This is a genomic window from Trueperaceae bacterium (assembly GCA_036381595.1).
Taxonomy (GTDB): Bacteria; Deinococcota; Deinococci; order Deinococcales; family Trueperaceae; genus DASVCN01.
In genome coordinates this window covers 18,661-38,918 of the sequence record DASVCN010000004.1, presented here as the reverse complement: position 1 = coordinate 38,918, position 20,258 = coordinate 18,661, and the positions used below count along the sequence as shown (strand labels likewise).

Sequence of the window (20,258 nt, the reverse complement as noted above, 5' to 3'; positions counted from 1 at the left end):
GTTGAGAAGTCGCCAGATGTGAGATACCGGGCATGGCCCGGTGCGGCTACTCGCTGCGGGTAGGTTCCGCCCGGGCGTCGGCGGGCGTAACCGCCACCTCGTCCTCATCTCTGGTGAGGGCGGCGAGCAGAGCGTGGTGAGTGAGTACCCCCCTGAGGCGCCCCTCGGCGTCGAGCACCGCTATCGGCACCGGGCTGGCGGCTGCTACGGCGAAGACGTCGTTGAGCGAGGAGTTCTGACGAACGGTGGGCGCGCTCTCGGTTATCAGGCCGCGCAGGTCGGGATCGCCCCGCCGCGCGCCCTGGCGAAGCGCCTCGATCCCTACTATGCCGAGGTACCTGCCGTCCGCAGCGGTAACGTAGGCGGTCTGCCAGGGGTCCTCGGTCACTGCCGGCACCAGGCTGGTGGGGCTCGCCGACACCGTCGTCCGCAGGCCCTCCTCCATCGCCAGGCGAGCCGTGAGCACCCGGCTGCGATCGACGTTGCGGACGAACGCTTCGACGTAGTCGTCCGCCGGTCGGGTGAGGATCTCCTCGGGCGTTCCCACCTGCACTACGCGCCCCGCCTTGAGGATCGCGACCCTGTCGCCCAGACGGAGCGCCTCGTCGAGGTCGTGGGTGATGAACACGATCGTCTTGTGGAGCTCGCCCTGGAGGCGGATCAGCTCATCCTGCATCTCGCGGCGGATGAGGGGGTCGAGGGCGCTGAAGGCCTCGTCCATGAGGAGGATCTGGGGGTCGGTGGCCAAGGCCCTCGCCAATCCCACCCGCTGCTGCATCCCACCCGAGAGCGCCCTCGGGCGCGACTTCTCGTACCCCTTCAGGCCGACTACCTCGATCCAGTGACGCGCTTGCTTCCAGCGTTCGCTCCGGTCGAGTCCCTGCAGCTTGAGGCCGTAGGCGACGTTCTCGATCACGTTCCGGTGCGGGAGTAGCGCGAAGTGCTGGAAGACCATCGCCATCTTCTCGCGGCGAAGGCGTTGCATCTCGCGGGGTGGCAGGCCCACGATGTCCTCACCGTCGACCAGGATCTCACCGGCGGTCGGTTCGATCAGACGGTTCAGGCAGCGGATCAGGGTCGACTTCCCGCTCCCCGAGAGCCCCATCACCACGAAGGTTTCGCCGGCTTCTATCTCGAGGGAGACGTCTTCGAGCCCCAGGGTGTGGCCGGTCCGTTTGAGCAGCTCCTGCTTTCCGAGGCCGTTCCTGACCTTCCGAAGCGCCTCGTCGGGCCGCTTGCCGAATATCTTGTAGAGGTTGCGGACAGAGATTTTCGACATCAGGTCACTCCGCGTGTTGCGCCGTGTAGTCGTAACGACGGCTGTAGCCTTGCGTCACCCGGTCGATGATCACGGCAAGGATCACGATGGCCAGACCTGCCTCGAGGCCGTAGCCCACGTCGCCTCTCTGCAGGCCCCGCAGAACTTCCTGGCCCAGGCCCCTCGCGCCGATCATCGAGGCGACCACGACCATGGCGAGAGCCATCATGATCGTCTGGTTGATCCCGGCCATGATGTTGGGCAGAGCCAGCGGCAACTGGACCTCCACGAGGGTCTGGCCCGGGTTCGCGCCGAAGGAACGGGAGGCCTCGATCACCTCCTTGTCCACCAGCCTTATCCCCAGGTCGGTGAGCCGGATGACCGGCGGAACGGCGTATACGAAGGTCGCGAAGATGGCAGCGACGTTGCCCAGGCCGAAGAAGATCACCACCGGCACCAGGTAGACGAAGCTGGGCATCGTCTGCATGCCGTCGAGGATCGGCTTGAGGCCGGCCCTGACGAGGTCGCTTCGTGACATCAGGATGCCGATCGGGATGCCGATGACGATGGTGATGACGGTGGCGATGATCATCAGGGCCAGAGTCGTCATCATCTGCTCCCAGAGGCCGAAGCTGCCTACCAGCACCATCAGTCCGCCCATGACCAGGGCCGGTACGATACGCCTGCCGAAGGCGTGCCAGACGAGCACGACAACGAGGAGGACGACGAGCCACCAGGGCAACCAGTTGAGGACGTCCTCCGCACGGACCAGGACGTAGAGGAGCGCATCGCTCACCGCCCTGAACAGGTCGCCGTACTGGAGTACCAGCCAGTCGACCGCATCGTTGGTCCAACCTCGCAGGGGTATCCGCCAGCTTTCCGGGAACGAAGCAGTCAGGAATTCGAGCATCGCTCATCCACCTCTCGGTTCCGGTTCGCCGAGGGTGGCCACTCGGGCCGCCCTCGGCACGGTTCTGGATGGGACGGCCTCAGAGCGCTTCCATCACGCGCTGGGCCACTTCGTCGGGCAGCCAGGAGGTCCAGGTGTCGGTTTCCGACTCCAGGAACTGCATGGCGGCGTCCCGAGGAAGCGAATCGTTCTCCTGCATGTAGGAGAGCAGGTCGCTGACCTGCTGGCTCGTGGTCTCGTACGACTCCAGGAACTCGATCACGGCCGCGGGAGCGTTCTCGGCGAACTCGGAGTTGACCATTATGTTGACGACCGACGGCGGATAGGCGCAGGCCGTCTCCGGGTTATCGAGGTGGCTCATCAACTGGTTCCAGCACTCCTCGGTGTAGTCGGGTTCCTCGAGCTGCACCATGTCGTATTTGCCGAGCACCCAGGTCGGTCCCCAGTAGTAGCCGAACCAGGGCTCCCCCTGGACGTAGGCGCGCTCGATAGAAGCGGCCAGCGCCGCGCCAGTTCCCGGTCGGAAGTTCGTGAAATCGTCGCTCAGCCCGTAAGCTTCCAGTTTGGCGGTGTTGATCTCCTCACACACCCACCCGATGATGCAGTTGAAGAAGCGGCCCTTTTCGGGCTGTTCCGGGTCACGGAAGTGGTGGGCGTACTGCGCGATCTGCTCGACCGTGCGCAGGTCCGGTGCTATCGGTTCGATGCCACGCTCGGCGTCACCCTCGATCACGTAGCGCGGGACGAAGAAGCCCTGCTGGCCGTCTCCGAAGTTGACGCCCAGGTTGACTATCTGACCGTTGTCCAACGCCTCCTGCGTGAAGTCCGGGAGGTTGTCCATCCAGACCTCCATGATGAGGTCGATGTCGCCGCGGATCATGCCCTGCTGGGTGGGGATGGTGGAGCCGGGAATCGCACGCGTATCGCAGCCGAACCCCTCCTCCAGTATGAAACTGGCGATGGCGTTGTGCACTAGCACGCTGTCCCAGTCACCTTCGGCGAGGACGATCTGGTCGCGGTATCCACCGCAATCCTGCGCCAGCGCGGTTCCTCCGGCCGCCAGCGTCACCGCCAGGAGTGCCGCTCCGACCAACTTGGCGAATCTCTGTCGTAGTTCGATCTTCATCCGATCTCCTTCGTCATGGTCCAGAACTTCGACTCGGCCGCTGCTTGCGGCCGTCACCGGCGATACGCCGGCAGCCGCTCGTCTTCTCGGGCCTCGGAACCGTCCCGCTGCACTGCCCACGCCTAGTCCGGTCCCCCTGGCCGATCGCTGCTCGGGGCCCCTCGCTGGGAGGCGTGAAGGCTCTCGGCGCCTTCGGCTTCGCCTGACCGGTGAAAGGTCTCCTCAGCCGGCAACCACTCGCTCAACCCAAGTGGCGCTCGGAACCAGCGAACGCCATGACCGGTAGGAAGCGGTGCGGCCGTAACCCGACTCGAGTAGCGACTGCGGACCCTGCCTCGCCGCGTGAGCGTGACACCTGCTCCAACTTTCGGTGCCAGATTGCCCGAGGGCGCTGGCGACGTGCCGGCCTCTCTTCCCGAGCAGCGTGCATTATACATGGTGGAGTCGCGGCCCGGCCGCCCGTACCCGTATACCCGACCTCGTGGCGTGTTGGAATAGAGTCCAGCACGCTTTTCCTGTAGTCGGTGGGAGGGGGGTGTAGCTGCAGATGGTGGGCGCGCCTTGGCTATCGGGTTGCCTGGCCTGCTAAGGTAACTGACCAAAGAGCGCTGCACGGCGGTCTTTCGCAGGTGCAGATGGAACGATGCCGGTGGCCGCGCCGTAACAGTCGGCGCGCGGGCCGCCGTTCGTTCCGGTTCGATCTAGAGAGTAGGTCCAGAATTGATACGAGCCGAGAGTGTCTACAAAGTCTTCGGCGACAGGCCGGAGGAGGCTCTTGAGCTGCTCCAGCAGGGCAAGGGCAAGGACGAGATCCACGAGCTGACGGGCCAGGTGGTGGGCGTCCAGGACGTGAGCTTCGGACTCGAGCGGGGCGAGATCTTCGTCATCATGGGGCTTTCGGGCAGCGGCAAGTCAACTCTCCTTCGGTGCGTCAACAGGCTCATCGAGCCCACTTCGGGAAGGATCGTGCTGCAGACCGAAGACGGAGAGTTAGACGTGACGGCCCTGGACGCGGCGGGCCTGCGCGAGGTGCGCAAGCAACACATGAGCATGGTCTTCCAGCGCTTCGGCCTCTTCCCCCACAGGGACGTTCTCGACAACGTCGCCTACGGCCTCGAGGTGCAGGGGGTCCCGGTCGAGGAACGCCGCCGGGCGGCCGGCGAGATACTGGACCTGGTGGGCCTGAGCGGCTGGGGCGCCAGCTACCCGGACGAGCTCTCCGGCGGCATGCAGCAGCGGGTCGGGCTTGGTCGCGCGCTGGCGACCAGGGCGCCGCTGCTGCTGATGGACGAGCCGTTCAGTGCTCTCGATCCGCTGATCAAGGTCGACATGCAGGACGAGTTGCTGAGGATCCAGGAGGAGCTTCATAGGACGATGCTCTTCATCACCCACGACCTCGACGAGGCACTGCGTCTGGGGTCGCATATCGCGATCATGGAAGCCGGCCGGATCGTGCAGGTGGGGGCGCCCGAGGAGATCATCGTGAACCCGCGCACCAAGTACGTGGCCGACTTCGTCGAGCACGCCGACTCGACGGGTGTCATCACGGCCGCCACCGTAGCTCAGCCCTTGCCGGGGCCGCGATTCGAACAGGTCTCCGCTGATGACCGAGTGGCGGCGTACGCGAGGAAGGGCTTCCCGAGCGTCCGCATCTCGGTCTCGGGTGACGGAACGCTCCTCGGAGTCGAGAACGGCGGGAAGCGGGCCGAGTTGCGGCGACTGGATGAGGTGCTGCAGGAGCCTATGCCGGAAGTGCGTTCCCAGTCGAAGGCGTTGGTCTGTCGTCCGGACGCGACCTTGCGGGAGATCCTCCACGGCCGTACCTACACGACTCTGCCGACCCTGGTAGTAGAGGGAGAACGTCTCATCGGGGTGGTCGGCGAGCGCGAACTGGTGCAGGGGATCCTTGACAAGCGGGCTCCCGTGAAGGAGTCGGCGCCGAAGCAGAACATGACGGAGAGGGTTGTCAGATGAACATCCTGAACATCTTCGATGAGCGATTGATCCCGCTCGACGACTGGATACAGGGAGCCGTCGACTGGTTGGTAACCAACTTCCGAGATGAGTTCCAGACGATGAAGCTGCCTATCGAGTGGACGCTCGACGGAGTGAACGTAGTGCTCCACTGGGTGCCGCCACTGGTGATGTTGGTGATCTTCGCTCTGCTGGCGTGGCGTACAGCGGGTTGGCGGGTCGCGCTCTTCACCGCCGTGTCGCTCGCCCTGGTCGGTTTCCTGGGCCTCTGGGGCGATACCATGACCACCCTCGCCATGGTCATAAGTGCCGTCGTCTTCTGCGTGGTCGTGGGCGTCCCCGTGGGGATACTCTCGGCCCGCAGCGAAGCGGTGGCGTCGTTCGTGAGGCCGATCCTCGATGTCATGCAGACCACCCCGGCGTTCGTCTACCTGGTGCCGGTGGTGATGCTGTTCAGCATCGGTACCGTGGCGGGAGTCATCGCCACGATCGTCTTCGCCATGCCACCACTCATCCGGCTGACGGCACTGGGGATCCAGCAGGTGCAGGAGGATGCCATCGAGGCGGCTACCGCCTTCGGGTCCACCTCCAACCAGATCCTCTGGAAGGTCCAGATGCCGCTGGCCATGCCTACGATCATGGCGGGATTGAACCAGACCATCATGTTGTCGCTGTCGATGGTGGTCATCGCCGCCCTCATCGGGGCAGGGGGCCTGGGCAATCCTGTTTTCCGCGGGCTGAACACGCTCAACGTCGGGCTGGCGGGGATCGGAGGACTCGGTATCGTCCTGTTGGCCATCGTTCTCGACCGCATCACCCAGGGGCTGGGCAAGCCCCCGGAGAGGCGGAGGGCGAGCTGACGGCGCTGCGGCAGCAGATTGTGATCCAGGCTCCCTTTGTAATCGGGCTTGCACGCCCCACACGGGAGTCGCGTTAGGGTTTAGCCACGCAATCAATATGCGCTCCTAACGCTCATGTTGGTTTTCGTGTCATCCGTGCCGGTGGCAGAAGCGACCGCAACTACGTCCGTCCGAATTGGAGGCAAGAATGAAGAGATCTCTGCTCGTTTCGATCCTGGCCGCGTCTATCGCACTTGCTGGCGCCGCTTCGGCTCAGAATCAGGAGATGCCCGGAGAAGGCGTCGAGGTGCAGCCCGCCGTCGCCACCTGGCAGTCGGCTCTGCCGGTCGAGGCCATCTTCAGGCTACTGCTCGAAGAGCTGGGCTACGACGTCAACGAAGCTCAGTCCGTATCCAACCCGATCTTCTACCAGGCCGTCGCGCAGGGCGACGTCGACTACTGGGCCAACGGCTGGTTCCCTGGTCACTACGCCCAACTCCCCCCCAACTTCGACGAGAACGCCTCGATCGTCGGCACGATCGTCGAAGCAGGGGCGCTCCAGGGCTACCTGGTCGATATAGAGTCGATCGAGAAGTACGACATCACCTCGCTCGAGGACTTCAAGCGACCCGAGGTGAAAGAGGCGTTCGACGCCAACGGCGACGGCAAGGCCGATCTGGGCGCCTGCCCGCCAGGCTGGGGCTGCGAGGTCATCATCAGTCACCACATGGACGCCTACGACCTGCACGACCATGTGAACGCCATCACCGCAGGCTATCCGGCGATGTTCGCCGACGTAGTGGCGCGTTACGAAGCGGGCGAACCTGTTCTCTACTACACCTGGACGCCGAACTTCACCACCCACGAGCTCGTTCCCGGTGAAGACGTCCTCTGGATCAACGTTCCCGAGATCAACCCGACCCCGGCGCAGGAGGGCCTCGAGGAGTTCATGACCCTCTCGGGCTTCCCCAATGCCGTTACCGACCCGATCGATCTGGGCTTCGTCGTCAGCGACATCAGCGCGGTTGCGAACAACGAGTTCCTCGAGGAGAACCCGGCGGCGCACGAGCTCTTCCGGCAGATCGAGATCCCGCTCGAGGACATCACCGAGATGACGGTGCGGATACGCGAAGGCGAGGACAGCGCCAGCGACATCACCGCGATCGCCGAGGAGTGGATCGCTGCCAACCAGGAGTCTGTGGACAGTTGGCTGGAAGCCGCCCGTTCGGCTGCCAACTGAGCTGGAAGCAGCTTCCGCCGGAGGGCTTGGGCCCGCGCCGGCACGTCGAGGGGAGGGGTCCGCACGGACCCCTCCCCTCGTTCCGGAACCGGAACGTGCGGGAGGACGTTGCTGGCGACAGTCTCCGTCGCCGGAAATGGGCTAAAATGCCAACGTCAACTAGCCAAACGGGCTCGCCTCCACCGGTACCGGTCGGGGCAAGCATGTATACCGGCAGGAGGAGATCATGGCAAGGCAGGTCCGCCTCACACAGGAAGGGTATGACCGACTGAAGACGCAGTTGGAACAGGAGTACGTTCGCCTCGAGGAGGCCACGCGGATCCTCCGCGAGCTGACCGGCTCCTCGGACGACTACGACGATTCCGGGCTCGAGGAGGCCAAGCGCGAGAAGGCCCGCCTCGAGATGCGCATCGACAACCTCGAGGATCAGCTGAACAGGGCCGAGATCATCGCCGCCCACGAGGTGGACAAGGTGGACCTGGGTGCTGTCATCACCCTCCAGGACACCGCTTCGAAGGAGGCGTTCGAGGTTCAGCTGGTCTCGCCGATCGAGGCCGGTGTCCTCGAGGGAGACATCCCCAAGGTAAGCGACGAGTCTCCGCTGGGCCAGGCGCTGATGGGGCGCAAGCCGGGGGATACCGTCGAGGTCGTCATCAACAACCGGCGCAACGAGTACACCCTGATGTCGATCAGCTGAAGCCAGCGCTGTCTCGTGGGCGGGTCGTCTTCGGGCTACCCGCCCATTTTTCGTGCGTCCGTCGCTTAGACTGTTGAGTCATGTCGGAGAAGTCCCTTCAGGAACAGCGGCAGCAGCGACTAGAGAACCTCGAGAGATTGGCCGAGGAGGGCTTCGAGCGGTTCCCGTACAGCTACCGGGTGAGTGACAAGGCGGCAGAGCTGCAGCAGCGCTACGAGGGCGCCCAACCGGGCGAGGCCTGGGACGAGGAGGTTACGGTAGCGGGCCGGGCCATGACCATCAGGGGCATGGGCAAGGTTACCTTCATCACCCTGGCCGACCCGACCGGCAACATCCAGGCCTACTTCCAGCGCGACGAGCTCGAGAAATACAGGACCCTGAAGAAGATCGACCTGGGCGATTGGCTGGAGGTGCGCGGCACTCTCTTCGTTACCAGGACGGGCGAACTGACGGTCAAGGCGACCGACTTCCGCCCGCTGGTGAAGTCACTGAGGCCTCTGCCGGACAAGTTCCACGGGCTCTCCGACAAGGAGCGCAGGTACCGCCAGCGCCACCTCGACCTGATGGTCAATCCCGAAGTGCGTCGGGCGTTCGAACTTCGCTCCAAAGCGATCTCGTACATCCGCCGCTACCTCGACGACCTCGGTTTCATCGAGGTGGAGACGCCGGTCCTGCAGGCCGTTCCCGGGGGCGCCGAGGCGAGGCCCTTCATCACCCACCACAACGCGCTCGACTTCGACTTCCACCTGCGCATCTCGCTGGAGCTCTACCTCAAGAGGCTCATCGTGGGCGGCTTCGAGGCGGTCTACGAGATCGGTCGCAACTTCCGCAACGAGGGCATCTCCTACAAGCACAACCCGGAGTACACGATGCTCGAGCTCTACTGGGCAGGGCGCGACTACCTCGACATCCTCGAGCTGGTCGAGCAGATGTACTCCCGGCTGGTCGAGAGCCTGAGCGGATCGAAGGTGATCGAGTATCAGGGGCAGGAACTCGATTTCACCCCGCCTTGGCCGCGGGTCGATTACACCTCGGCGCTCGCCGAACGAGCGGGCATCGACTTCGACCTGTTGGACGAGGAGAAGCTGCGTGCCTGGGTCGCTCGTGAGCATCCCGGTCAGGGGGAAGAGGCCCTGGCCCGGCAACCGCTCAACCAGATCTACGACAAGCTCTACGACATCTACCTCGAGCCGCACCTCGTCCAGCCCACCTTCGTGATGGATCATCCGAGAGCGATAAGCCCACTGGCCAAGGATCACCGCTCGCGTCCCGGCCTGGTGGAGCGGTTCGAGCCGGTGGCGGTGGGAATGGAGCTGGGTAACGCCTTCAGCGAGCTCAACGACCCGCTCGATCAACGAGAGAGGTTCGAGTTGCAGCAGAGGTTGCGCGAAGGGGGAGACGAGGAGGCGCACCGGGTGGACGAGGACTTCCTGGCTGCCCTGGAGTACGGCATGCCGCCCACGGGCGGGCTGGGTCTGGGCATCGACAGGCTTGCGATGCTGCTCGCTGACGCGCCCAGCATCCGCGACGTTATCCTCTTCCCGCTACTGCGACCCGAACAGGGGTGAATCGTAGGAGGGGCGCCCGGCGCCTGCTGTAATCGCTTGCACTCACGTCCCGCTACCTCTTGCAATCTTCTCACGGCTTGTGCATAATGTTCTCAAGCTTTGAGGAACCTCCGCACCCCGCTGCCCCCCCGGCGGAGCGATTCTCAAAGCTTTTTCTTTTGTTCGTCCCTAGCAGCTGGCAATCCTGAGAACACGAAGAGAAGCGGGGCGGCCGATGGCCGCCCCGCTCTCGACTAGAGTAAGCGCTTACTGAGCCTGTTCTGCGGGCTCTTCCGTAGCGGGCTGTTCGGCCGGCTCCTCGGGAGCTGGCTCCTCCGTCGCTGGCTCCTCGGCAGGCTGCTCTTCGGTAGCTTCGCCGGCCTGCTCGCCGGCCTGTTCTTCGCCGGCAGCGCCCTCGTCGGCCGGTTGTGCCGGCTCCTCGGCGGGCTGCTCTTCGTTAGCGCCCTCCTGAGCAGCGCCCTCGGCACCCTCCTCTTCGGCCGCATCCCCTTCGGCAGCATCCTCCTCGGCCGCGCCGCCACCGGCTGTCTCGCCGGCCTGCTGCGTCTGCGCGGCGACGTCCTCGCCTGCCGGAGCGCCGGCTTCAACCGGAGCGATGCTCGAGCCCATGATCGCGAGGGGGGCCTCCTCGACCGGAGTGCCCACCACGTAGACGGTGTTGAGGTTGCCCGATTCGAGGTTCACGCTGTCGAGCGTGAAGGCGGCGGCGCGGGAGCCCGCGAGCCGCACCTCGAGGTCCTCTACGGTGCCTTCGTACGAGGCGTAGCGGCTTGCCTCGCCGAACTCGACGTCGCTCACGAGCGTGCCCTGCTCGCCCTCGACCGCCAGGGCCACCGGTTCGGTACCAGGAGCAGCGTGAACCACGCGCACCAGGGTTTCGCCCTCGTTCGGGACCCGCGTCAGGTCATCCTCGATGAGCTGGAACTGAAGTGCCAGCCGGTCGCGGTTCTCGTCGCCCTCACCGAAGAGGTTCTGGAAGAACCCGACGAATCCGCCGCCGTCGCCATCCTCCCCTTCACCTTCCTGCTGCTGTTCGGCCTGCACGTCGGCCGGAAGCACCAGTCCCATCGTCGCCAGTGTGTAGTAGGAGCCGCGGGCGAAGCTGAACTCCTCCTCCACGGTGCCCTCTACCCCCTGCGCGCTGACGGTGTAGTTACCCGCCGGGATCTCGACGTACTCGGTGAAGGTCTTATAGTCGATCGACGGGAACTGGTCACCGCTGAACCCCGCCGCCGTCTCCTCATCCGTGGGCGTGAACGTGACCGTCAACTCCGGGGCGTTCGGCGAGAAGTGAGCGAGGCGCACCCAGGCGACGTCGGGGATCTCCGGCGCCGGTGCCATCTCGGGTGCCGGAGTCGCCGGTTCTACCGGTTGACCGACTCCTTGTGCCGCCCCGAACGCCGCTCCCAGCGCGAGGAGCAGCACGAGACTGAATCTCTTGGCTACTTCCATTGCAACTACCTCCCCCTGCCGTCGTACGGCAGGAGAAACATAAACCGGAGAGGGCGCAGGCACATGGGCTTTCGTTACTATTCTCACACTGGGCGTCCGGTCACTTTTCCCCTCCTGGGCGGAATCCTTCACATCGGAATCGAGCCCTTCTCATCGGCCCGGAAAGCACGGTGGGGGCAGCGGGACAAACGGGGGGAGGCAGCTAGCATGTCCGACTACGTACTACAGAGGGAAGGCGTCAGGCAGCTGCACACGGCGGAGGGGTTCCACGAAGACAAGTGCCGCCAGCTCAGGCTGGCAGCGAGGCAACCGCTCTTCCACGAAGGGGACGTGCCTGAGTCGTTCTATCGTGTAGAGAGCGGACTGATCCGGCTCATGCGCATCAAGCCCGACGGACGCAGCGTGACCCTGCGGCACGTGCTGCCCGGCGACCTCTTCGGAGAGGAGGTCTTCATCGGGGCCAGCCGGTTCGCCGACGCCGAGGCCGCTACCGAGGCGGTGGTCGAGGCGTTCGATGCCCGTGAACTGCAGGGTGTGAACGTACTCGGCGTCGTCCACTCGCTCGTCGCCCAGACGAAGCGTCTACTCAACGACGAGTACGACTTCCAGGTCGGGTACCTGCGCGAGCGGATCGCACGTTACCTCTGCAAGCTGATCCGAACGCCGTTGGCGGAGAAGGCCGAGGACGGCTCCTGGCGCATATGCGCCTCACACGAGTTGATCGCCGAAGGTACGGCAAGCACCCGCGAGAGCGTCTCGAAGGAGTTGGCCGACATGCGGCACGACGGGATCATCGATACCGGCTACCGTTGCATCTCGATCAGCGACCTGCGCTCGCTGCGACGCCTCGGGGACCCGGAAGGGGCCCTGATGGGAGGGCCAGGGGCCTTGGCCTGAAGCCTGAGCACCGGAAGGCGGCCGGCTCTCCAGGGGGTCGGCCGCCGCTTCGTAACGGCCGGGCGCTCAGTGGGAAATGACGGCCGCGCGCCAGCGGACCGTGACTAGAATGGTCGTCATGTCGTTTTCGTCTCCGCCGTCCTGGGTGCAGGACGCCGTCTTCTACCAGATCTTCCCCGACCGTTTCGCTCGAAGCGAGCGCCTCTCCAAGCCGGAGCGGCTCGAACCGTGGACGTCGGAACCCACCGTGCACGGCTATAAGGGGGGCGACCTGTTGGGGGTGAGCGAACGGCTCGATCTGCTGAGCGAACTCGGCGTGAACGCCCTCTACTTCACCCCGGTGTTCCAGAGCGCCTCCAACCACCGCTATCACACCCACGACTACTTCCGAGTAGATCCGCTGCTCGGCGGTAACCGCGCGCTGGAGGAGCTCATCCGCGAGGCCCACGAGAGGAACATGAGAGTCGTCCTCGACGGTGTCTTCAACCACGCCAGCCGCGGCTTCTTCCGCTTCTCCGACATCCTCGAGAACGGGCCAGACAGCCCCTACCTCGACTGGTTCCACGTTCGGCGCTTCCCGCTGAACGCCTACGGCGGCGGCCCGTTGGGTTACGACGCCTGGTGGAACCTGCCCGCGTTGCCGAAGTTCAATACCTCGAACCCGGCGGTGCGCGAGTACCTGTGGGGAGTCGCCGAGCACTGGTTGCGCCTGGGGATAGACGGCTGGCGTCTCGACGTGCCCAACGAGATCGATGACGACGGCTTCTGGCAGGAGTTCCGCAGGCGCTGTCGGGCCGTCAACCCCGAGTGCTACCTGGTGGGTGAGATCTGGACCGAGGCCGATCGTTGGTTGCAGGGCGATCAGTTCGACGCCGTCATGAACTACCCGTTCACCCGCGCCGTGTTCGGTCTCGTCGCCACCGATCTGAACCGGTCAGAGATAGCCAAGTGCGGTTACGTGGCGATCGATGGGCTCGACGCGGCGGGTTTCGCGCGGGAGGTGACCTCCCTGCTGGAGCGCCACCGGCGCGAAACGACCAACGCGCAGCTGAACCTGATCGGCTCTCACGACACGCCTCGCGCGCTCACGGTCGTGTGCAACGACAAGAACGCCTTGAGGATGGCGTTCCTGCTGCTGCTCACCTTCCCCGGCGCACCCTGCATCTACTACGGGGACGAGATAGGCCTGGAGGGCGGTCACGACCCGTACTGCCGGGGGACGATCCCGTGGGACCGGGAGGACGCCTGGGATACTGCCCTACGAGAGTACGTGAAGTCGTTGATCCACCTGCGGCACGAGCACGTCGCCCTCCGCAACGGCTCCTTCGAGGTTCTGCACGCCCAGGGCGATCTCCTCATCTTCGCTCGGCGCGAGGGTGGCGACAGGGCCATCGTCGCGCTCAACAGGGGGGAGAAGCAGCTGCCCCTGGACATCTCGCTGAGCAGTGACGGGCTCGCGGGTGAGTACCACGACCCGCTGGGCGGTCTGAGACTGAGCGTGGAGGGACGCCGCCTGCACGGCTTCGACGTGCCGCCGCGACGGGGAACGCTCTATCTGGCCCGCGGGTAACTAGGCGACTGGCGGCTAGAATGGCCGGATGAGCAGCAACCGAGAACGAGCAGGGGCCGTCACCGATCGCCCCTCCAGCAACGCCGAACGCGTTCGCCGCTTCCATGAAGCTATCGGAGAATCGCCGCCCCGGGCGCCCAGCTATCCGAGCCCCGAGCTCCTGGCCCTGCGGCGGAAACTGATAGAGGAGGAGAACGCCGAGGTGATGGAAGCGCTCTCCCGGCTCGCCGAGGCGTCGGCCGCCGAGCTCGAGGACCGCTTCACCCAGGTTGCGCACGAGCTGGTGGACCTGCTCTACGTGACCTATGGAGCGCTCGTCTGGTTCGGGATCGACGCCGACGAGGTGTTCGACGAGGTACACAGGGCGAACATGCGCAAGACCGACGGGCCCAAGCGCGCCGACGGGAAGCAGTTGAAACCGCCGGGCTGGCGGCCTGCCGACGTGGCGGCCGTGATAGAGCGGGGGCGGCGCCAGAAGGGCGACTAGACACGATCTACGCGGCGGTAGCCGCATCGTCACGGAGGCCGAGCGAGCAGCTCGGCCTCCTTGCTGTGTGCCTAGCGAGGGAGACCTCTGTCCACTCCGTGCGTAACAGCTGGCACGGTAGAGCGGCTACTTGGACACGGCGTACAAGCGATGGTTGCCAGATGACACTTTCACGTGCTACGTTTCGTCAACGCCGGCGTACGCTCGCGGGTCGGCTGGAGGTGCCAGATGGATCGGTCTATGTGGACGAAGACTCGCTCACTCCCTCGGGTCGCAGCCGCGCTCCTGCTGCCCTTCCTCGCCGCGGCGGCCGCACAGCCCGAGGCGACACCTGTACAGGGACCGACCGCAGCACCGGACCCGGCCACGACCGGTTGGCTGCTCGTCTCGGCCGGCCTCGTACTCTTCATGGTCACCGGTCTCGCCCTCTTCTACGGGGGGCTGGTGCGCCGGAAGAACGTGCTCAACACGATGATGATGAGCTTCGTGTGCCTCGGGATCGTCGCGCTCGGCTGGGTCTTCTTCGGTTACAGCATCGCTTACGCCCCAGGGAGCACGTTCCTTGGCGGACCCGCCCACTTCTTCCTGAGTGGGATCGGTCTGGCCGGCGAAGGGGTACCGGCCGTACTCGACGTCGCCTTCCAGGGAGGATTCGCGATCGTAGCCGCTGCCCTCGTCTCCGGGGCGGTGGTGGAGCGGATGAGTTTCTCGGCCTACACGATCTTCATCGCTCTCTGGAGCGTGCTCGTCTACGCCCCTCTGGCCCACTGGGCGTGGGGCGGGGGGATCTTCGACGACCTGTTCGGGCGAAGCGTGATCGATTTCGCCGGGGGCACGGTAGTGCACGTGAATGCGGCTGTGAGCGCCCTGGTGCTCGCGCTCCTCGTCGGTAAGAGGCGTGACTACGGACTGCGCGCGATGCTCCCCCACCAGATCCCCTTGGCGCTCATCGGCGCCGGCATCCTCTGGTTCGGCTGGTTCGGCTTCAACGGCGGCAGCGCCTACGCGGCCGACGGATACGCAGCCCTGGCGTTCCTCAACACCCTGCTCGCGCCGGCCGCGACCCTGGTCGCCTGGATGCTTCTCGACACCTTCCGGACCGGCAAGGTCACCGCGGTCGGCCTCGCCACCGCGATCGTCGTTGGGCTGGTCGCGATCACCCCGGGAGCCGGGGTCATGAGCCCGATGGCCGCCGTCCTCACCGGCGCGGCAGCGGCTCTGCCCTGCTACCTGGCCATAGGTTGGCGCGCCAGGAGTCGAGTCGACGACTCGCTCGACGTCTTCGCCGCCCACGGCGTAGGGGGTATAACCGGCGCCCTCCTCACCGGCCTCTTCGCCTCGGTCGCCTGGGGTTCTCCGGTCGAGGGCGGGTTGGCCCAGCTCGCAACCCAGGCCCTTGGCGTAGTCATCTCCATCGTCTTCAGTGCCTCGGGTACGTTGCTGATCGCCGCAGCCGTCTCGCTGGTGGTTCCGCTCCGGACCGAGGACGGGCAGGAAGCGGTCGGCCTCGACATTCCTCTCCATGGCGAGGAGGGGTACAGCGACGGCGAAGGGGCCCTGCTGATACCGGTGGTCAGCTCGAGCAAGGCCGCCGAGATCGCCGGGACCGCCACTCGGGCGCTGGGTGGCCGGGCATGAAGCTGGTCACCGCCGTGATCCGCAAGGAGAAGCTCGACGCCGTGCTCAAAGCGCTCTTCGAGGCCGACATCGAGGGGATAACCGTCACCCCGGTTCGCGGCCACGGCGGCGAGGCCGAGACGGTCCAGACATACCGCGGTACTACCGTGAAGATGGAGCTTGCCGAGAAGCTGCGACTCGACATCGCCCTGACCGAGCCGTATGTCGAGAGGGCGGTCGAGGCGCTGCTTCGCTCGGCCCGCACCGGCGAGGTCGGTGATGGCAAGGTGTTCGTGACGCCGCTCGAGAAGGTCTACCGGATCCGCACCGGCGAGGAGGACGAGGCCGCTGTAACGCCCGTTGCGAAGGTGGCGAGCCCGGCCTGATCAGCTGACCTCTCGCTTTTCGCACTTACCGGCCGCGCTTCGTGCCCATCAGGCAGAGCGCGGCCGTTCTCGGCAGGAAGCGGCTGACGGCTGACAAAACCATGACATCTGCCCTCTAGTCTTGTTGCGGAGGTCGAACCGCAGATGATGAGGTCGATAATGTTCGTGTCGGTCATCGTTGGAGCCCTTCTGTTCGGCGGGGCATCGGCCCAGGAGGTCCGGGTCGACGGTTCCTCGACCGTCTATCCGATCAGCCTGGCGCTGGCAGAAGAGTTCCAGATCCTCAACCCCCGCGCCCGGATCACCGTCGCCTTCTCCGGCACCGGCGCCGGATTCGAGAAGTTCTGCCGGGGGGAGACGGACGTTTCCGGCGCCAGCCGGCCCATCAAACAGGGCGAGATAGAGTTGTGCGCCGCGAACGGAATCGAGTTCGTCGAACTGCCGGTGGCTGCAGACGGCCTCTCGGTCGTGGTGAACCCCCGGAACGACTGGGCTACATGCCTGACGCTCGAGGAGCTGCACCAGATCTGGCGTCCCGACTCTACGGTCGAAACCTGGCAGGACGTGCGTCCCGAGTGGCCCGATCGCGAGATAATCCTCTACGGCGCCGGAACCGATTCGGGAACCTTCGACTACTTCACCGAGGCTGTCAACGGGGATAGCGGCGCCATCCGCACCGACTTCTTCCCGAGTGAGGACGACAACGTTCTGGTCCAGGGTGTAGCTGGAGACGCCGGCGCCATGGGCTTCTTCGGCTACGCCTATTACGCGGAGAACCAGGATCGGCTGAAGGTGCTGGGGATCGACTCAGGCGAAGGCTGCGTAGAGCCGAGCCCGGAAACTATCGCCAGCAACACCTACTCGCCGCTATCGCGCCCGCTCTTCCTCTACTTCAACGCAGAGAGGCTCGCGAACGACGAGACGCTGCGCGACTTCGCCCTGTTCAGCGTGTCGCCCGACGCTCAGCCGCTCATCGCCGACACCGGGTATCTCGCCTACCCCGAGGAGATCTACGGAGCCGCCGAACAGCGGATCCGGAACGGGGTCACCGGCAGCGCCTTCCTCGAGTTCGAACCGGGCGACAGCGTCCTCGAAGCGGTGCGTTCCAACGGGGGCTGACGCTCGCGTCGGCTCATCGCGTAGTGCGCTCAACGAGACTGCGATAGGTTGTTCCCCGGAGCATGCTCCGGCACGACCTGGCATATGAAACGGGCAGGGGAGTGATGGGAAGCTGAGAGGGAGCGTCCTATGAAACCGAGCAGCGCCATCCTTGCGGCCGGCTTGGGCCGGCGCGGCGCCAGGAGCCGCGGCGAGCGGGTCATAGCCGGCCTCCTCCTGGCCTGCGCTCTGGTTTCGATCTTCACTACGGCGGCTGTCATCGTCGTGCTCGCCACCGAGACGGTTGGGTTCTTCCGTGAGGTCTCGCTACTCGAGTTCTTCACAGATCCCCAGTGGACGCCGCTTTTCCTCGACCAGCACTTCGGCATCGCCCCGCTGGTGACCGGCACGCTGCTGGTAACGACGATCGCGCTGATCGTGGGTGCGCCGCTGGGGCTCGGTTCCGCCATCTACCTCTCAGAGTTCGCCAGCGCCAACCGGCGGCGGCGGATCCTGCCGGTGCTCGAGCTCCTTGCCGGCATCCCCACTGTAGTCCTGGGCTACTTCGCCCTGCTCTTCCTGACCCCGGTGCTGCGCGGCATCATCCCCGGTGTCGACCTGTTCAACCCGCTCTCGGCCGGGATCGTGATGGGCTTCATGATCCTGCCCACGATCTCCAGCATCTCGGTCGACGCGATGCAGGCGGTACCCGGGTCGTTGCGGGAGGCCGGCTACGGCTTGGGGGCCGCCAAGCACGAGCTGATTCTGAAGGTGGTGATGCCGGCGGCGCTCTCGGGCATAGTCGCCTCTCTCATACTGGCGATCGCGCGTGCCATCGGCGAGACGATGATAGTCACGCTGGCGGCCGGCCAGCGACCCGACCTCCACTTCGATCCCCGCAAGACGATAGCCACCATGACTTCATTCATCGTCCAGGCGGCGACCGGCGACCAGCCCGCGGGTTCGCTCGCAGCCAGGTCGCTATACGCCGTGGCCGCCACTCTCTTCGTCATGACCCTCTTCCTCAACCTTGCCGCGCAGGCGGTAGTGAGACGCTTCCAGGAGCGCTACGAATGAGACGCTTCGACGCACCTGCCGCCGAACCCGCCCGTGGCGGCCCGCTGTTCGCCGGCCGGGGGCGGGAGCGAACTGCCGCTCGGCGCCGCGCCGGGCGCATCTTCGCCGCCCTGACCTTCGTGCCGGTGGTGCTGGCGCTCCTGTTCGTCGCGGTGCTGCTCTTCGACGTGGTAACCGATACCGTCTCATGGCAGGTTGCGCGCCCCGCCAATAGCGGCGAGACGTTCGCCTGGTGGCAGGCGCCGTTCGGCGGCGAGAGGGTGGCCAGGCTCGAGCTGATGGCCCAGGGACTTTCGGCCGTCGAGATCGAGGAGGTCCTGGGCAACGACCGGAGCCGCCGGATCTTCTTCGCGAGGAACCGGATCGAGCTCATGTGGTACGCGGCGGATGGTCCCTTCCGCTGGGTAGTCACCAGCACCCGGGATGAGACGGTGCAGAGCTACCCACTGCTCGAAGGGATCGGCAGAGTGGACGAGTTGCGCAGCGGCCTCGGCCCGCAGGAGAACCTCTACCTCAACCCCTGGCTCGACCTCACGTTCTTCGGCGAGAACGCCTCCCGCAGCCCGGTCATGGCCGGGCTCAAGTCGGCTCTCGCCGGCACCGTCTGGGTGATAACCCTGGTGATCCTCATCGCGCTGCCGCTGGGCGTGGGCACCGCCGTCTATCTCGAGGAGTACGCTGGCGACAACCGGCTCACGAGGACCATCGAGGTGAATATCCGCAACCTGGCGGGAGTGCCCAGCATCGTCTACGGCATCCTCGGGCTCTACCTGTTCGTGCGGCTCGCCAACATCGGTCCGACGGTCCTGGCTGCAGCCCTCACCCTGGCTCTACTGATACTTCCGGTGGTGATTATCGCATCGAGGGAGGCGATTCGCTCGGTGCCGGGCACGCTCCGCCAAGCGAGCTACGGGCTGGGCGCGACCAAGTGGCAGACGGTGAGGCGGGTAGTCCTGCCCAACGCCGTGCCGGGGATCGTCACCGGCCTGATTTTGTCGGTCGCTCGCGCTATCGGCGAGACCGCGCCGCTGCTGCTCGTGGGCGCCGCCGCCTTCGTTCCCTTCGCCCCTAACGGCCTCCTCTCCAACTACACGGTCGTTCCGGTGCAGATCTACTCATGGGTCGCCGAGAACCAGGAGGAGTTCCGCAACGTGGCATCGGCGGCGATACTGGTGTTGCTGGCGGTGCTGGTCGTGCTCTACGCGCTCGCTTTCTACCTCCGCCGACGCTTCGAAAGGACCTGGTAATGGCACTGCAGACGACCATCCCGCGCGGCGAGACGGTTCGCACCGAACCTGTGCACGCGCCCGAGGCGCTCCTCAACATCGAACGGTTCAGCCTCTGGTACGGAGATTTCCAGGCGCTGCATAACATCTCCCTGTCCGTGCCCAAGAATCAGGTGACAGCCCTGATCGGTGCCTCGGGGTGTGGAAAATCGACGCTCATGCGCAGCATCAACCGGATGAACGACCTGGTCCCGGGGGTGCGGGTCGAAGGGACGATCGCCTACGAAGGGGTGAACATCTACGATCCCGCTGTCGATCCGGTGGAAGTTCGACGGCGGATCGGGATGGTGTTCCAGAAGGCCAATCCGTTCCCCAAGAGCGTCTACGACAACGTCGCCTTCGGGCCGCGGCTAAACCGGTACAAGGGGGACCTCGACGAGCTGGTGGAGAGGTCGCTCCGCAAGGCCGCCCTGTGGGACGAAGTCCAGGACAAACTGCGGCAGTCGGGTCTGGGGCTCTCCGGCGGGCAACAGCAGCGGCTCTGCATCGCCCGGGCGATGGCAACGGAGCCCGACCTTATCCTGATGGACGAACCCACCAGCGCGCTCGACCCGATCGCCACCGACCGGATAGAGCAGCTCATCCACGAGATCAAGCAGGAGTACACAGTGGTGATCGTCACCCACAACATGCAGCAGGCTGGCAGGGTGAGTGACAGGACGGCCTTCATGCACCTGGGAGTGCTGGTCGAGGAGGGACCCACCGATCAGATCTTCACCAACCCACAGAGTGAGATGACCGAGCGCTACGTCTCGGGCCACTTCGGCTGAACCCCC

18 protein-coding genes are annotated in these 20,258 nt (G+C 65.3%); 14 read left to right on the top strand and 4 right to left on the bottom strand.

Annotation, left to right across the window (positions count from 1 at the left end; translation table 11 throughout):
• Positions 1-46: 46 nt before the first annotated feature.
• From VF168_00965 to VF168_00955, 3 genes are all read right to left on the bottom strand, one after another.
• Positions 47-1,279: a glycine betaine/L-proline ABC transporter ATP-binding protein gene (locus tag VF168_00965; protein HEX7002744.1), complete on the bottom strand. Its 1,233-nt coding sequence runs from the start codon at positions 1,277-1,279 to the stop codon at positions 47-49.
• Between the two features lie 4 nt (positions 1,280-1,283).
• On the bottom strand, positions 1,284-2,168 hold the full coding sequence (locus VF168_00960) for a proline/glycine betaine ABC transporter permease (GenBank protein HEX7002743.1): 885 nt from the start codon (positions 2,166-2,168) through the stop codon (positions 1,284-1,286).
• A gap of 79 nt (positions 2,169-2,247) precedes the next feature.
• Complete coding sequence (locus VF168_00955) at positions 2,248-3,294, bottom strand: ABC transporter substrate-binding protein (GenBank protein HEX7002742.1); 1,047 nt, start codon at positions 3,292-3,294, stop codon at positions 2,248-2,250.
• Positions 3,295-4,014: 720 nt separating this feature from the next.
• On the opposite strand from VF168_00955, the gene VF168_00950 reads away from it, so the two are divergent.
• The 5 genes from VF168_00950 (at position 4,015) to lysS (ending at position 9,612) form a co-directional block, all read left to right on the top strand.
• Positions 4,015-5,268, top strand: a complete 1,254-nt coding sequence (locus VF168_00950) for a glycine betaine/L-proline ABC transporter ATP-binding protein (protein HEX7002741.1) — start codon at positions 4,015-4,017, stop codon at positions 5,266-5,268.
• Positions 5,265-6,128, top strand: a complete 864-nt coding sequence (locus tag VF168_00945; protein HEX7002740.1) for a proline/glycine betaine ABC transporter permease — start codon at positions 5,265-5,267, stop codon at positions 6,126-6,128. The genes VF168_00950 and VF168_00945 overlap by 4 nt, the downstream gene beginning before the upstream one ends.
• A gap of 187 nt (positions 6,129-6,315) precedes the next feature.
• Positions 6,316-7,347, top strand: coding sequence for a glycine betaine/L-proline ABC transporter substrate-binding protein ProX (proX, locus tag VF168_00940; protein HEX7002739.1), 1,032 nt, complete (start codon positions 6,316-6,318; stop codon positions 7,345-7,347).
• Between the two features lie 226 nt (positions 7,348-7,573).
• Positions 7,574-8,044, top strand: coding sequence for a GreA/GreB family elongation factor (locus tag VF168_00935; GenBank protein HEX7002738.1), 471 nt, complete (start codon positions 7,574-7,576; stop codon positions 8,042-8,044).
• A gap of 80 nt (positions 8,045-8,124) precedes the next feature.
• Positions 8,125-9,612 carry a lysine--tRNA ligase gene (gene lysS / locus VF168_00930; GenBank protein ID HEX7002737.1) on the top strand — a complete coding sequence of 496 codons (1,488 nt, stop codon included), beginning with the start codon at positions 8,125-8,127 and terminating at the stop codon, positions 9,610-9,612.
• 246 nt (positions 9,613-9,858) lie between these two features.
• Here lysS and VF168_00925 read toward each other — a convergent pair whose 3' ends face one another.
• Positions 9,859-11,064 (bottom strand): DUF4397 domain-containing protein, encoded by a 1,206-nt coding sequence (locus tag VF168_00925; protein ID HEX7002736.1) that lies wholly within the window; start codon positions 11,062-11,064, stop codon positions 9,859-9,861.
• Between the two features lie 207 nt (positions 11,065-11,271).
• Between VF168_00925 and VF168_00920 the strand changes: the two genes are divergently transcribed.
• From VF168_00920 to pstB, 9 genes are all read left to right on the top strand, one after another.
• Positions 11,272-11,961, top strand: coding sequence for a cyclic nucleotide-binding domain-containing protein (locus VF168_00920; GenBank protein ID HEX7002735.1), 690 nt, complete (start codon positions 11,272-11,274; stop codon positions 11,959-11,961).
• Positions 11,962-12,079: 118 nt separating this feature from the next.
• Positions 12,080-13,531, top strand: a complete 1,452-nt coding sequence (locus VF168_00915) for a glycoside hydrolase family 13 protein (protein ID HEX7002734.1) — start codon at positions 12,080-12,082, stop codon at positions 13,529-13,531.
• A gap of 28 nt (positions 13,532-13,559) precedes the next feature.
• Complete coding sequence (locus VF168_00910; GenBank protein HEX7002733.1) at positions 13,560-14,018, top strand: hypothetical protein; 459 nt, start codon at positions 13,560-13,562, stop codon at positions 14,016-14,018.
• Positions 14,019-14,246: 228 nt separating this feature from the next.
• The gene (locus VF168_00905) at positions 14,247-15,656 is read left to right on the top strand and encodes an ammonium transporter (protein ID HEX7002732.1); all 1,410 of its coding nucleotides are present in this window, start codon (positions 14,247-14,249) and stop codon (positions 15,654-15,656) included.
• Positions 15,653-16,021 (top strand): P-II family nitrogen regulator, encoded by a 369-nt coding sequence (locus VF168_00900; GenBank protein HEX7002731.1) that lies wholly within the window; start codon positions 15,653-15,655, stop codon positions 16,019-16,021. The genes VF168_00905 and VF168_00900 overlap by 4 nt, the downstream gene beginning before the upstream one ends.
• Before the next feature lie 144 nt (positions 16,022-16,165).
• Entirely contained in the window at positions 16,166-17,140 is a 975-nt protein-coding gene (locus VF168_00895; GenBank protein ID HEX7002730.1) for a PstS family phosphate ABC transporter substrate-binding protein, read from the top strand.
• Positions 17,141-17,269: 129 nt separating this feature from the next.
• Entirely contained in the window at positions 17,270-18,196 is a 927-nt protein-coding gene (gene pstC, locus VF168_00890; GenBank protein ID HEX7002729.1) for a phosphate ABC transporter permease subunit PstC, read from the top strand.
• Positions 18,193-19,443 carry a phosphate ABC transporter permease PstA gene (gene pstA, locus VF168_00885; GenBank protein HEX7002728.1) on the top strand — a complete coding sequence of 417 codons (1,251 nt, stop codon included), beginning with the start codon at positions 18,193-18,195 and terminating at the stop codon, positions 19,441-19,443. The genes pstC and pstA overlap by 4 nt, the downstream gene beginning before the upstream one ends.
• Positions 19,443-20,252 (top strand): phosphate ABC transporter ATP-binding protein PstB, encoded by an 810-nt coding sequence (pstB, locus tag VF168_00880; protein HEX7002727.1) that lies wholly within the window; start codon positions 19,443-19,445, stop codon positions 20,250-20,252. Before pstA ends, pstB begins: the two co-directional genes overlap by 1 nt.
• Positions 20,253-20,258 lie beyond the last annotated feature (6 nt).